Genomic DNA, 12834 nt, shown 5'->3' with positions numbered 1-12834 from the left:
GGTGCGTCAGGTTGGGTGTTCAGGTGCGTCGGTGGCGCGCCAGACGGCGGTATCGGACGACGGCTGCGGCAGGTACGGTGGGTTTGGCCGGATCGGCGGGGAGGGGCGCGGCGGATCAGGGCTGCGCCGTGTCGCGCCGGAGCAGCCAGCCGCCGGGCAGGACGAAGGCCGCAAGCGTGCCGATGCCCAGCATCGTGAGGCCCAGCACGAAGAACCACCCCGCCACCGGCACCAGCCATGCGAGACCCGTGAGAAAGGCCCCGAGGCAGGCGAGCGCGAACTTGGCCAAAAGGCTATCGGGCATGGGGCGCCCGATGCCCAGCCAAAGCCCCACGCCTAGTACGTAAGAGCCCAGCGCATAGCCGGCAAAGATCGCCAGCATGGTGAAAATCAGCATGACCGGCAGTAGGAAGATGCCCACCAGCGTCAGCATCAGAACGAACCCCGATCCCGCCAGCGCCGAGGTGACCAGAAACCCTGACCAGATCGCGCGGCCCGGATGGGCCAGCGCCAGCGTCCGCCAGTTCTGCACTGCCTGCGGGGCAATTGCGATGACCATGGCGGCAATCAGGCCCGAGATCAGGACTCCCGTCAGAAAACCTGTGACGATCCGCCAGAGCGGAACCTGCATCGGCATCCGGTCCGACCATTCGCTTTCGTCATATTGCGTGGTCTGTTCGATCTTGACGCGGTTCGCCGGGGCAACCGTTTCGGGCACGATGATGCTGGCGGGATCTTCTGCATAGATCGTCAAAGCGCCGCCAACCCGTGCTTCGGGGCCGAAAGTGATGGTCTCGCCCACCAGCACCGCATCGCCTGCGATGCCGCCTTGCAGGGTGATGTCGCCCGCGGTCACCAGCGCATAGCCGCCGACCGCATCTATCGTGACCTCGGCCCCCGCAGCCCGAAGATTGCCCGAAACGGCGGGCAGTCGCAGTTCATACCCCGTGACCGAGGCGTCACCGCCGATCGCGGCCGTCACCGTGACGCTGTAGCCCGCCGCGAAAAGATCACCGGCCACGGGCGCGGCCACCGCCACCCGCCGCCCCGCCAGATGGGCTGACCCACCCACGGGCGCGGAAACCGAAACCGCGTTGCCTGCCATGAAAAGATCGGTCACGGCCGGCCCGTCGAAAGCGACCGTTGCGCCGGCGAGATACTTGTCTTGCGCGATGGTGAGGCTGCTGGTTTCCGCAGCGGCAGGGAGGGCCAGCAGCCCGCAGGCCAGGATCATGTAGCGCAGCATTGGGGGGCATCCTTGGATTGTGGGGAAAGCGGCAGGGGTGCTATTCGCTGGTGACGCCGTCGAAGACTTCGCTTGAGGTTTCAGCCTCGGACTTGGTTTTTTCGACCAGTTTGTCGACATGGTTGGGCGGGCCGTAGATCGTGTAGAGCCGCAGCGGCTTGTCGCCGGTGTTGATCAAATTGTGCTTGGCCCCGGCTGGGACGATCAGGCCGTCGCCCCCTTTGATCTTGTGGCGAAGCCCGTCGATCACGACCTCGCCATGGCCCTTTTCGATGCGGAAGAACTGGTCATGCGTTGCATGGGTTTCCATGCCGATGTCCTGACCGGGGGTCAGTGTCATCAGCACCAGTTGCAGGTTGTGCCCGGTATAAAGCACCTGCCGGAAGGCGGTGTTCTTTTCGGTCAGCGTTTCGATATCGGCGAGATAGCCCTTCATGGCGGCATCCTTTCGGGTCAGGGGTGGGATCAGTTGTTGCGGCAGCCCGGGACGTTGAGATCACGGCAGAAATATCCGGCTGCACCGCCGACCACGGCGCCGGTCAACGGACTTCCGCCTGTAACGCCACCGATCACCGCACCACCAGCGGCCCCGGCAAGGCCGCGTTCGGCGTCGCTGGCGAGGCAGCCGGACAAGGAAAGGCAGATGGTGGAAAACAGCAGGACGGACCGTATCGGCATGGTGAGCTCATTTCTGAAAAGGGTTTGGGTGGCCATGACGGCTTGGCGCGGATCGCGCCCGGGCCGGGTGGCCCTTGGCGAACCTGAAACAGGATGCGCTGCTGTGGGGACGGGTGTGCTGCCCCAGATCAGTGGACCGCGCGTATTTCGGTCGTCAGTGCGAGGGCCGCGGATTTGTTGCGTTGCACCGCCCAGCGCCAGATCGGTTTGAGCAGTTCCAGCGCGAGAAGGACGGACAGGCCTGCGAGCGGCGGCACGGCAAGATGGGCCGGATCGAGGGCGGCAAAGCCGAAAAGGTCGCGCGCGGGGGGCCAGAACAGGGTGACGGCCAGCAGGGCGGCCACGATGGGCAGCACCACGGCCAACGCCCGGTTCGGGCGGGTGATCGCCGTGAAGATGGAGGATGAACGTGACCTGTCCACCAGAATGAGCGCCACGATGGCGAAGACGAGGGCAGCGAAGGTCATGCCGCGCACCTGATCGGTTGTCAGCCCATAGCCCGGCGCGAGGGCAAAGATCGTTGCCGTCACGGCCAGCACCAGCACGCCTTGCACCAGGCTCCACAAGACCGTGGGGCCGGAAAAGAGCGGCTCGGCCGGTGGGCGCGGGGGGCGGGACATGATGCCCTCTTCTTCAGATTCAGCTTCGAAGACGAGAGAGCAGACCGGGTCGATCACCATTTCCAGAAAGGCGATGTGCATGGGGCCGAACAGGATCGGCATGCCGAAAAGGAGGGGCATCAGCGCCAACCCGGCGATGGGGACGTGGACGGCGAGGATGAAGCTCATTGCTTTGCGCAGGTTGTCATAGATGCGGCGGCCAAGGCGGACCGTGGTGACGATGGAGCCGAAATCATCGTCGAGCAGGACGATGCTGGAGGCCTCGCGCGCGACATCGGTACCGCGCCCGCCCATGGCGATGCCGATATGGGCGGATTTGAGCGAGGGAGCGTCATTCACGCCGTCCCCTGTCATCGCGACGACCGCCCCGGCGGATTTCAACGCGGCGACGATGCGCAGTTTCTGTTCCGGCATGATGCGGGCGAAGATCGTCACGTCCTTGACCGCCGTTGCCAGTTCGGCATCCGACATGGCGGCAAGGTCCGGGCCGGTGACGACCCTGTCCCCCTGCAACCCTGCCTCGGCCGCGATGGCCTGTGCCGTGGCGGGATAGTCGCCAGTGATCATGATGACCCGGATCCCGGCGCTGCGGCACTGGGCCACGGCATCGGGGACCGAGGCGCGCAGGGGATCGGCCAGGCCCACAACGCCAAGGAAGCGAAAACGGAAATCGCGGGGATCATCGGGCAGGCTGCCCTGATGTGCGGCCTCGGCAACACCCAGCACGCGCAGGCCTGCGCTGGCCATCTGGTCGACCTGTGCCGTCAGCGTGGCGCGCGCCGCATCGTCAAGATGGCAGAGGAGGGCCATCGCCTCGGGTGCGCCCTTGGCGGCGACTTGCCAGCCTGCGCCTGCCGCCCATGCCTGCGACATGGCCAGCAGGGCGGGCGAGAGGGGATAGCTGCGAACCAGATGCCGCCCCGCACCGGGAAGGGTTTCGCCATCGCGCAGGTCGGCCTTGGCCAGCGCGTGAAAGGCCTTTTCCATCGGGTCGAAGGGTTCGGGCGCCGATGCCATTACCCCTGCCGCAGCCAGTTCGCGAAAGGTGTCTGGCAGGGCCGTGCCTGCCTTGGTCGCCGTGCCATCGGACAGGCGCAGTTCGGCAATGGTCATGCGGTTTTCCGTCAGGGTTCCGGTCTTATCGGTGCACAGGACAGAGGCCGCGCCCAGCGTTTCAATGGCCGATGCGCGGCGCGTGAGCACCCGCACCTTGGATATCCGCCATGCCCCCATCGCCATGAAGACCGCCAGCACCATCGGAAATTCCTCGGGCAGCATGGACATGCCGACGGCGATCCCCGCCAGCACGCCATCCAGCCAGCCGCCCCGCAGGACACCGTAGAGCACCACCACCGCCACGCTGACGGCCAGACCCACGGCGGCAAAGATGATGACCAGCTTGCGCATCTGGTGTTGCAGGTGGGGGGTTTCGGTCTGAAGCTGGCCCAGCGAAGTGCCGATCCGGCCGATCTCGCTGGCTTTGCCGGTGGCGGTGACGCAAGCCATGCCCGTGCCCCGCACGATCAGGCTGCCGGAATAGACCATCGGCTGATCTTCGCCCCCCGGTCTGCCCTCTGTCGCTGCGCCTGCGCGCTTTCGCACCGGAACGGCTTCGCCCGTCAGAAGGGATTCATCGGCGGACAGGTCCTGGGCCACGATGAGGGCGGCATCGGCGGGAACCCGGTCGCCTTCGGCCAGCACGATCACATCGCCGCGTGCCACATCGCGGCCGGCGATGCGTTGGCGCGTGCCGTCGCGGATGACCAGTGCGCGCGGGCTGGTCAGATCGCGCAGGGCTTCGAGAACGCGTTCGGTGCGCGCTTCTTGCACCACGGTGATGCCGACCGACAGGCAGGCAAAAGCCAGAAGGATCAGCGCCTCTTCCCGGTTGCCCAGAAGCAGGTAGACGATGCCCCCGGCCACGAGAAGGGCCAGCATCGGTTCGCGCAGCACGTCTGCAATGATCCGCAGGGGCGAGCGTCGTTTCGCCTTTGGCAATTCGTTCGGACCCTCTGACGCAAGCCGGGCGGTGGCTTCGGTCTGAGTCAGGCCGACAGGGATTGTGGGGGCGGGTTGGGCCATAGGTGCTTTCGGCAAAGGGCGCGGGGAACGCGCCGGACATCATCGCATGGCCCGGGTGACCCTTGCTTTGACCTGCATCAGTGATGGTGGGGGGATTGGCTGGCCCGTTGCACGATGCCTGCGCGCTTTCTTCTGGATGACCTGCGTTTGCCGGGGGATGTTGCTGATCTGTGGCAGCGCGACATGGCCTTGTCGGCGCTAGGGTCAGGGGATGTGGGGCGTTTGGCCCCTGCCAGACCGGGGGAGTGGGCATCATGTCGGACGGTCGGTTACCGATCTTGCCTTTCCCGCTGGTCCCGTCCTTGCCGCCAAGGGCCATGCCGGTGCTCGCGATCATGCAGCGCAGGGGGGCACGTCGATCCCTGCGCTGGGGCGGCTTGTGATCAGGGCGGCGCAAAGCGGTGATTGCATGGCCGTCGTGATCTGCGAGCCTGCATCATCTTACACCCTCATTTCCCGGAAAGTGCCCCATGCCCCAGACTGACACCGTCAATCGAAGATTTGTCCTTGCCGAGCGCCCAAAGGGTGAGCCGACGCCGGCCACTCTGCGCCTTGAGACGGGGCCGGTGCCGGTGCCGGGACCGGGCCAGATGCTGCTGCGCACGGAATATCTATCGCTTGATCCCTATATGCGCGGACGGATGAGCGATGCGCCCTCTTACGCCGCGCCTGTGGCGGTGGGGGCCGTGATGGAAGGTGGGACGGTGGCGCAGGTGGCCGCGTCGCAGCTTGCCGGCTTTGAACCCGGCGACTGGGTGCTGTCCTACAATGGCTGGCAGGATTATGCGCTGTCTGACGGTGCGGGGGTTACGCCGCTTGGCCCTAAACCGGACCACCCGTCCTGGGCGTTGGGCATCATGGGGATGCCGGGGTTCACGGCGTGGGCGGGTTTGACGCAGATCGGCCAGCCCAAGGCGGGTGAGACGGTCTGCGTTGCCGCCGCGACCGGCCCGGTCGGTGCGACAGTGGGGCAGATCGCGCGACTGATGGGCTGCCATGTGGTGGGAATCGCGGGCGGGCCTGACAAATGCGCCCATGCGGTGGCGACGCTGGGGTTTGACGCCTGTATCGACCACAAGGCGGCAGATTTTGCCGACAAGCTGAAGGCGGCGGCCCCCAAGGGCATTGACGTCTATTTCGAGAATGTGGGGGGTGCGGTGTTCGATGCCGTCCTGCCGCTTTTGAACCCCGGGGCGCGGGTGCCGGTCTGCGGGCTGATCTCGCAATACAACGCGACCGCTGCGCCGGATGGGCCGGACCGCCTTTCCATGCTGATGGGGCAGGTGTTGCGCAAGCGGATAACCCTGCGCGGTTTTATCATCTTTCAGGACTTTGCCGCCCTGTACCCGACCTTTGCAACGGCCATGGCGGCCTGGCTGGCGGCGGGCGACATTCAGTACCGCGAGGATATCGTGGATGGGCTGGAACAGGCACCGCGCGCCTTCATCGGCCTGCTGCGTGGTGAGAATTTTGGCAAGCTGGTGGTCCGCGTAGGCCCGCCCACGACAGGAGTATCCGATGCCCGCACTTCCCTTTGATGTGACCGAGATCGAGGAACTTGTGCTGCGGTTGAACGCCGTGACTGCAAAAGAGGGCATGGATATTCCCGATCTTGGCGGCAATGCCACGGATGATGCGGTGGCGGAGAGTTTGCAGGAAGTGCCGGGCGATCTGAGCCGGGATGAAATCACCCAAGCCATTGAGAGCATGAATGACGAACAAAAGGACGCGCTGGTCGCCCTGTTCTGGATCGGGCGGGGCGATTCCGGCCCTGAGGAGTGGGAGGAAACCAAGGTGCTGGCCCGGCAGCAACATGATGGGTTGGTCAGCCGCTATCTGCTTGGTCAGCCGGATGCCGGGGAGTTTCTGACCGAGGGGCTGGAGAAGATGCTGGACTTTGGGGTGGACTAACGCGCCGGAGCGAAATCAGGGAAGCCGGGGGCGGGGCAATGATCGCCAGCTTGGTGGAAGTTTGCCACGAAGGGGCAAAGCGGGGGGACGACCGGGGGCTAGAATGCCGAGTGGCGTTTGCGCGCGGGGGCGGGATTACTCAAAGATCAGGGCGATCTCTTGTTGCGTCAGCAGTCGCCAGTCACCGGGGGCCATAGCGCCGGGCAAGGACAGGCCGCCCAGACTTTCGCGGTGCAGGGCGTCGACATGGTTGCCGGTGGCCGCAAACATGCGGCGCACCTGATGGTAACGGCCTTCGGTCACGGTGAGCAGGGCTTCGGTTTGCGACAGGACCGTCAATTCGGCAGGCGCCAGCGGCTTTTCTTCGCCATCCAGCATCAGGCTGCCGGAGGCGAACAGATCGCCTTCGGTGCCGATGAGCGGACGGGCCAGACTGGCGCGGTAGGTTTTCCTGACATGGCGTTTGGGGCTGATGATCCGGTGCAGAAGCGGGCCATCATCGGTCAGCAACAGCAAACCGGAGGTCTGTTTGTCCAGACGACCGATGGTTGAAATGGCGGGATCGCGCCGCCGCCAGCGTTTGGGAAGGATATCAAAGACCAGCGGCCCGTCTTCCTTGTGCGAGCAGGTCATCCCCAACGGTTTGTTCAGCAGGATCACCAGCCCTGCGAGCGGATCAAGCGCCTCGTCATCGATCTTCATGCGGGATGGCAGATCCGGCGTCACGGGAATGCGCTGGGTGACGTCCGTTACCTCGGCCGCGTCCAGCGTGATGCCGCCCGCCTTGGCCAAACGCGCCATTTCGCTGCGCGAGCCATAGCCCATGGCAGAGAGTAGCTTGTCGATGCGGGTGGTGGGAACCTTGGCCATGACGTTGATTTCCTGCTGCCGCCCGTTTGGGGCGGTTGCAGCCTTTGCGTGGGCTGCACCATGGGACGGCTGCCACAAGTGGCCAAGCGGACCCTGCCCTTGATGCCGCGCGGTGGTCGCGTGGGCGGTTATTTCAGCTTGATGCAGAAATGCTTGCGGACGGGTTTTTCGATCTTCCAGGTGCCTTTGAACGTGGGTTCCACCGCGAAGGCATCGCCGGGGTGCAAGGTGACGGGGGTGCCGCCATCGGGTGTGATGGTGATCTGGCCGTCGATCAGGTGGACGAACTCATAAAAGCTGTAGCTGGCATGCCAAGTGCCGGTCGTCGCCTCCCATGTGCCGCTGATCACGCTGCCATCGGCCGAGGTGTGCTGGACCCAGGTTTTCATGGTGGGGTTGCCGTCGATCTTGGTCCAGCCGTCGAGATCGGTCAGCATCGGATCGGGGCCCGGGGCGGGAAAGCGGAAAACGGTGTCGGCCATGTCTGACGCTCCATCTGTCGTGTTGGGGATAGTGGTAGGGGGCGATCCGGTGGCTGGCAAGCCGGAAAGGGGCGGGCAAGGGGGTTGCCTGATGCGGGCGGATCGGTCAGGGAAAAGGCAGGTCTGGGTGGGGAAGGATGAGGATGCTGATCCGGGGCGCGACGGCGGCGGATGCCGAACATCTGGTGCGGTTCATCAATATGGCGGCGGATGATCTGCCGCTGCATTTCTGGAAGAAATCGGTGGGGCCGGGGGGCGATCCCTGGGCTTATGGCCGGGAGCGGGCGGCGCGGGAGAGCGGGTCTTTCTCTTTTGGCAATGCCTGGCTGGCCGAGGTGGAGGGGCAGGTTGCGGCCTGTCTGCTGGGCTATCCGGCCGAGGATGAGCCTGCGCCGATTGACCCGGATACTCCGGCGGTCTTTGTGCCGTTGATGGAGTTGGAGGCTTTGGCGCCGGGGTCGTGGTATCTGAACGTGCTGGCCACCTATGACGGGTTCAGGGGGAAGGGCTGCGGCTCGGCGCTGCTGGCCCATGCCGAGGGCGTGGCGCGTGGATTGGGGCGGGGAACGATCAGCCTGATCGCCGCCGACACGCATCAAGAGGCGCTGCGGCTTTATGCGGCGAAAGGGTATCGCGAGGTGGCCAGCCGCCCGGTGGTAAAGGGCGATTGGGCGGTGGATGCGCAGGAGTGGATCCTGTTTATCAAGACGCTTTGAGATTTGGGGCGGGGGGCTGATGGCCCCCCACGCGCCATCACGTCTTGTGCGGCAGGGTGCTTGGCGCGCCGCCTTCGAACCGGTTGCCGTGGCGATAGTCGCAAGGGGCCTCTTGCATCTGCAGATGCAGGCCGGTGCCGGTGAAGGGATGGGCGCGGGCGACGTCTTCGTCGAAATCGATCCCCAGACCGGGGGCCTCTGACGGAATGATATAGCCGTCTTCCCATGTGATCGTGTTCTTGATCAGTTTCAGATGGAAGGCCCCGCCGGTTTCAATCGTTTCCGCGATCAGCAGGTTGGGGATGGAGGCCGCGAAATGCACGTTGGCCGCCCATTCGACCGGGCCTGCATAGAGATGCGGGGCCATTTCGGCGTTGAAGATTTCGGCCATGGCGGCGATCTTTTTCGCCTCCCATATCCCGCCCACGCGGCCCAGGGCGGGTTGCAAGATCTTGACCCCGCCCGCACGCAGAAGAGTTCCGAATTCGGCTTTGGTGGTGAGGCGTTCGCCGGTTGCGAGGGGGACGCGCACGGATTTGGCGACCTCGGCAAATTCAAGCAGGTTGTCCGGCGGGATCGGTTCTTCGTACCAGAGCGGGTTATAGGGTTCCAATTCACGCCCCATGCGGATGGCGCCGGGGGTGGTGAACTGGCCATGGGTGCCGAACAGAAGGTCGGCCCGGTCGCCCACGGCATCGCGGATGGCCTTGCAGAAGGCGACGGAGCGGGTGATGTCGGACATGGCGGGTTCATGGCCGCCGCGGATGGTGTAGGGGCCGGCGGGATCGAATTTCACCGCGGTGAAGCCCATGTTCACAAAGCGCAAAGCGGCCTCGGCCGCGGCATCCGGATCGACCCAGAATTCGGCGCTTTCCTTGCCGGGTTCGGGATAGAGGTAGGTATAGCTGCGGATGCGGTCATTCATCTTGCCGCCCAGCAGGGCGTGGACGGGGCGATTGCGTGCCTTGCCCAGAATATCCCAGCAGGCGATCTCAAGGCCTGAAAATGCTCCCATCACGGTGGGATCGGGGCGTTGAGTGAAGCCTGCGGAATAGGCGCGGCGAAACATCAGTTCGATGTTTTCGGGGTTTTCGCCCTGCATGTGGCGTTCGAACACATCCTCGATCACCGCTTTCATCGCCTTGGGGCCGACGGTGGAGGCGTAACATTCGCCATATCCCACGATGCCGTTGTCGGTGGTGAGTTTCGGGAAAATCCAGTAGCGCCCGCCCCAGCCCGGGAAGGGCGGCGCAACGACGAAGATTTCGAGATCCTTGAGCTTCATTCCGGCCTCCCGCCTTGGATCACGGGCGGACCGGGGGTTTTGCAACCCCGGACCCCCGCAGGGTATTTTTGCCAAGATGAAGGTGGCAAGGCAGAAGATCGTGATCGTTTGCGACCTGCGCGCGACGCTTTCAGGATTTCGTGCGGCCAGTGATGTGCAGCGCAAGGCAGACAACCATCAAGACCGAGGCCAGCAGGAAGGGGGCGCCGGGGGAAAAGACCGGGGCCGAGGGCGCGGTGAAGGCCGAGAAGGTGGCGGTCATCAGGAGCGGCGAGGTGATCATCGCGATGGCGTTGAGCGAGGCGAGGACGCCCTGCAATTCGCCCTGCGCATCGGCAGGGGCGGCGCGGCTGGCCAGCGCCTGAAGCGCGGGGGTGACGACACCGCCCAGTGCGGTGATGGGGGTGATGATCAGCGCATGGGCACCTTGGGTAACCAGGCCGAGGGCGGCGAGCGTGGTGATATCCACCCACATGCCGTAATGCGCGGCGCGGTGTTCGCCGAAGCGTTTGATCAGCGGGCCGACAAGGACGGCTTGGCCCACGGCAAAGCTGATGCCGTAAAGCGCGAGCGAGAGACCCACCATCGTGCTGTCCCAGCCGAAGCGGGCTTGTCCGTAATAGGCCCAGATCGCCGGGTAGACGTTCATGGCAATGCCGAGGATCAGGAAGCAGGTCAGCACCCGCTTCACCCCCGGCAGTTTCGACACGGCGCGCAGCGCGCCCAGCGGGTTGGCGCGGGCGAGGGAAAAGGGGCGGCGGGTGGCATCGGTCACGGTTTCGGGCAGAACGAAATAGCCGAAGATCATGTTGGCCAAGGCAAGGGCCGCGGCGGCGTAGAAGGGCGCGTGCAGATCGACCGAGGCAAGGAGGCCGCCGATCAGCGGGCCCGCGACGAAGCCCACGCCGAAACAGGCCCCGATCAAGCCAAAGCGCGCACCGCGTTTTTCGGGGGGGGTGATGTCGGCGATAAAGGCGGTGGCGGTGGAATAGGTTGCCGCCGTGATGCCTGCCACCACCCGGGCGGCCAGCAGCAGCCAGATCGTCGGAGCTATGGCCATGACCAGGTAGTCCAGCGACATGACGAAAAGAGAGATCAGCAGGATCGGCCGCCTTCCGAAGCGATCCGACAGCGAGCCGATGATCGGGCCGAACAGGAACTGCATCACGGCGTAGGAGGTGGACAGCAGGCCCCCCCAAAGTGCGGCCTGTGACAGGCTGCCGCCCGTGACGCTTTCGATCAGGTCGGGCATGACCGGGAAGATCAGGCCGATGCCGATGGCATCAATGGTGATCGTCAGCAGGATGAAGGTGAGGGCAAGTTTTTCGCGGCGGTCGGACATGCGGGTTCCCGGCCCGTGCGTCGGGCGCATGGCGGGACGCTAACGCCTGTCAGGCGCGCTTGACAGGGGGGAGTTGCGCGATGGCGTGGATCTTTTGGGCCAATGCCTCGGGTGCCGCGAAGAAGGGGGAGTGCGAGGTGGCAAGGTCATGGATGTGGTCAGGGGGCAGGCGGGCGGCCATGGTGGCCTGATAGTCCGGCGGGATCGCGCGGTCATCCGTGCAGCGGATGTAGTGGCGCGGCAGGGATTCAGCGCGGGCGGTGTCGGGGATCGGGGTTTCCTGCGGGCGGATGGCTTGCGCGCAGAGGCGGCGGCGGGCGAGGGCAACATCTTCGGGCGGGCAATCGTGATAAAACAGGGCAGGGGATTGGTCCGGGTCGAAGGTAAAGGTGGTGCGGGTGGGGTCGATCTGGAACGATCCGGCGAGGGGTTGGCGCGGGCCTGCGCGGCGCATCTCGGCCATCGTTATGCCGGGGATGGGGAGATAGGCGCAGAGGTAGATCAGCGCAGTAAAGCGGTCGGGGGCCAGTTGGGCGGCGGCGGTGATGGGAAAGCCGCCCATGGAATGCCCGACAAGAAGCGTGGGGCCCTGCGTCGCGTTCAGGATGGCTTGGGCGTAGCTGTCGAGCGTCACCGTGGCGGGATCGGTGCTGTCATCGCCATGCGAGGGCAGGTCGATGGCGCGGGCGTGGTGGCCTAGGGCGGTGAGCGCGGGGATGACACGGTGCCAGCACCATGCGCCATGCGCCGCGCCGTGGATGAGCAAGATGTCAGACATGTGCGATTTCCATCAGGAATTGGCCGATAAGGGCCGCGTATTCGGCGGGCTTTTCGACGGGCGGGATGTGGCCCGTGCCGCGCATCAGGGCAAAGCGGTGGCCCCGGATGAGGGCGGCGGTTTCGCGCACCAGATCGGGCGGGGTGGAGCCGTCATTGGCGCCGGCGATGGCGAGGGTGGGCAGGGTGAGCGTGGCGGTGGTTTCAAAGAAATCCGTCCCCGAAATGGCGGAAGCGCATCCCATCCAGCCTTCGGGATCGGTGGCGAGGAACGTCTGCCTGAGCGACGGCAAGGCGGGGTGGTCGCGCCATTTGCGGCCCAGCCAGCGTTCCATGGTGGCGTCGGTCAGCGAGTCCATACCCGTGGCACGGATGGCGGCGATGCGCGCTTGCCACTGTTCCGGGCGGCCGATGCGGGCGGCGGTGTTGGACAGGATCATGGCGCGGATCAGATCGAGGCGCTTGACGGCCATCCCTTGGGCGATAAGGCCGCCGATGGAGAGGCCGAGGATGACGGCGTCCTTCAGCGCGAAATGATCCATCAGGCGTTCGGTATCGCGGATCAGCGTGCCCATGTTGTAGGGCGCAGGCGGCACGTCGGATGCGCCATGGCCGCGCAGATCAAAGCGCAGGATGCGCAGCCCGGGGGGAAGAAGGGGGATCACCTCATCCCAGATGCGGAGATTGGTGCCCAAGGCATGGATCAGCACAAGGGGCGCGCCGGAGGGCGGGCCGCTGATTTCGGCATTCAGGCGCAGGTCGGGCAGGAAGACGGGGGGCATGTTCGATTCTGAAATCGGAGTGAAGGGTTTGGGGGTTTCGTGA

At 65.2% G+C, this 12834-nt stretch carries 13 protein-coding genes; 3 read left to right on the top strand and 10 right to left on the bottom strand.

The window, feature by feature from the left end; all coding sequences use genetic code 11:
* Positions 1-115: 115 nt before the first annotated feature.
* The 4 genes from RSE12_16870 to RSE12_16855 form a co-directional block, all read right to left on the bottom strand.
* Complete coding sequence (locus RSE12_16870; GenBank protein ID WRH62022.1) at positions 116-1246, bottom strand: hypothetical protein; 1131 nt, start codon at positions 1244-1246, stop codon at positions 116-118.
* Positions 1247-1286: 40 nt separating this feature from the next.
* The gene (locus RSE12_16865) at positions 1287-1682 is read right to left on the bottom strand and encodes a cupin domain-containing protein (protein WRH62021.1); all 396 of its coding nucleotides are present in this window, start codon (positions 1680-1682) and stop codon (positions 1287-1289) included.
* Positions 1683-1711: 29 nt separating this feature from the next.
* Positions 1712-1924, bottom strand: coding sequence for a hypothetical protein (locus tag RSE12_16860; GenBank protein WRH62020.1), 213 nt, complete (start codon positions 1922-1924; stop codon positions 1712-1714).
* A gap of 128 nt (positions 1925-2052) precedes the next feature.
* The gene (locus RSE12_16855; GenBank protein WRH62019.1) at positions 2053-4626 is read right to left on the bottom strand and encodes a cation-translocating P-type ATPase; all 2574 of its coding nucleotides are present in this window, start codon (positions 4624-4626) and stop codon (positions 2053-2055) included.
* Between the two features lie 470 nt (positions 4627-5096).
* On the opposite strand from RSE12_16855, the gene RSE12_16850 reads away from it, so the two are divergent.
* Positions 5097-6164, top strand: coding sequence for an NADP-dependent oxidoreductase (locus tag RSE12_16850; protein WRH62018.1), 1068 nt, complete (start codon positions 5097-5099; stop codon positions 6162-6164).
* Positions 6145-6537, top strand: coding sequence for a DUF3775 domain-containing protein (locus RSE12_16845; GenBank protein WRH62017.1), 393 nt, complete (start codon positions 6145-6147; stop codon positions 6535-6537). Before RSE12_16850 ends, RSE12_16845 begins: the two co-directional genes overlap by 20 nt.
* A 135-nt stretch (positions 6538-6672) precedes the next feature.
* Here the strand turns inward: RSE12_16845 and RSE12_16840 are convergent, their stop codons facing one another.
* Together RSE12_16840 and RSE12_16835 are read right to left on the bottom strand one after the other, a co-directional pair.
* A complete protein-coding gene (locus RSE12_16840; protein WRH62016.1) occupies positions 6673-7407 on the bottom strand; it encodes a 16S rRNA pseudouridine(516) synthase in 735 nt (244 codons plus the stop codon).
* 128 nt (positions 7408-7535) lie between these two features.
* Positions 7536-7889, bottom strand: coding sequence for a cupin domain-containing protein (locus RSE12_16835; protein WRH62015.1), 354 nt, complete (start codon positions 7887-7889; stop codon positions 7536-7538).
* Positions 7890-8026: 137 nt separating this feature from the next.
* On the opposite strand from RSE12_16835, the gene RSE12_16830 reads away from it, so the two are divergent.
* Entirely contained in the window at positions 8027-8605 is a 579-nt protein-coding gene (locus RSE12_16830; GenBank protein ID WRH62014.1) for a GNAT family N-acetyltransferase, read from the top strand.
* 37 nt (positions 8606-8642) lie between these two features.
* Here the strand turns inward: RSE12_16830 and RSE12_16825 are convergent, their stop codons facing one another.
* The 4 genes from RSE12_16825 to pcaD all read right to left on the bottom strand — a co-directional run bounded on the left by RSE12_16825 (position 8643) and on the right by pcaD (position 12791).
* Positions 8643-9890: a mandelate racemase/muconate lactonizing enzyme family protein gene (locus tag RSE12_16825; protein WRH62013.1), complete on the bottom strand. Its 1248-nt coding sequence runs from the start codon at positions 9888-9890 to the stop codon at positions 8643-8645.
* A 130-nt stretch (positions 9891-10020) separates the two neighbouring features.
* A complete protein-coding gene (locus RSE12_16820) occupies positions 10021-11232 on the bottom strand; it encodes a TCR/Tet family MFS transporter (protein WRH62012.1) in 1212 nt (403 codons plus the stop codon).
* Between the two features lie 49 nt (positions 11233-11281).
* On the bottom strand, positions 11282-12010 hold the full coding sequence (locus RSE12_16815; GenBank protein ID WRH62011.1) for an alpha/beta fold hydrolase: 729 nt from the start codon (positions 12008-12010) through the stop codon (positions 11282-11284).
* Positions 12003-12791, bottom strand: a complete 789-nt coding sequence (gene pcaD, locus RSE12_16810; protein ID WRH62010.1) for a 3-oxoadipate enol-lactonase — start codon at positions 12789-12791, stop codon at positions 12003-12005. Before pcaD ends, RSE12_16815 begins: the two co-directional genes overlap by 8 nt.
* Positions 12792-12834: the final 43 nt, after the last annotated feature.

This window comes from Fuscovulum sp. (assembly GCA_035192965.1).
In the GTDB taxonomy this organism is placed as follows: domain Bacteria; phylum Pseudomonadota; class Alphaproteobacteria; order Rhodobacterales; family Rhodobacteraceae; genus Paragemmobacter.
Note: the sequence above shows the minus strand (reverse complement) of the source record. Positions and strands in the feature narration are given on the sequence as shown.

What these genes read in the sequence shown, in the direction of transcription:
- RSE12_16850 (WRH62018.1), top strand. Translation starts at nt 5,097, where the DNA reads ATGCCCCAGACTGACACCGTCAATCGAAGATTTGTCCTTGCCGAGCGC.
- pcaD (WRH62010.1), bottom strand. Translation starts at nt 12,791, where the DNA reads ATGCCCCCCGTCTTCCTGCCCGACCTGCGCCTGAATGCCGAAATCAGC.
- RSE12_16865 (WRH62021.1), bottom strand. Translation starts at nt 1,682, where the DNA reads ATGAAGGGCTATCTCGCCGATATCGAAACGCTGACCGAAAAGAACACC.
- RSE12_16870 (WRH62022.1), bottom strand. Translation starts at nt 1,246, where the DNA reads ATGCTGCGCTACATGATCCTGGCCTGCGGGCTGCTGGCCCTCCCTGCC.
- RSE12_16830 (WRH62014.1), top strand. Translation starts at nt 8,027, where the DNA reads ATGAGGATGCTGATCCGGGGCGCGACGGCGGCGGATGCCGAACATCTG.
- RSE12_16860 (WRH62020.1), bottom strand. Translation starts at nt 1,924, where the DNA reads ATGCCGATACGGTCCGTCCTGCTGTTTTCCACCATCTGCCTTTCCTTG.
- RSE12_16845 (WRH62017.1), top strand. Translation starts at nt 6,145, where the DNA reads ATGCCCGCACTTCCCTTTGATGTGACCGAGATCGAGGAACTTGTGCTG.
- RSE12_16820 (WRH62012.1), bottom strand. Translation starts at nt 11,232, where the DNA reads ATGTCCGACCGCCGCGAAAAACTTGCCCTCACCTTCATCCTGCTGACG.
- RSE12_16815 (WRH62011.1), bottom strand. Translation starts at nt 12,010, where the DNA reads ATGTCTGACATCTTGCTCATCCACGGCGCGGCGCATGGCGCATGGTGC.
- RSE12_16855 (WRH62019.1), bottom strand. Translation starts at nt 4,626, where the DNA reads ATGGCCCAACCCGCCCCCACAATCCCTGTCGGCCTGACTCAGACCGAA.
- RSE12_16840 (WRH62016.1), bottom strand. Translation starts at nt 7,407, where the DNA reads ATGGCCAAGGTTCCCACCACCCGCATCGACAAGCTACTCTCTGCCATG.
- RSE12_16825 (WRH62013.1), bottom strand. Translation starts at nt 9,890, where the DNA reads ATGAAGCTCAAGGATCTCGAAATCTTCGTCGTTGCGCCGCCCTTCCCG.
- RSE12_16835 (WRH62015.1), bottom strand. Translation starts at nt 7,889, where the DNA reads ATGGCCGACACCGTTTTCCGCTTTCCCGCCCCGGGCCCCGATCCGATG.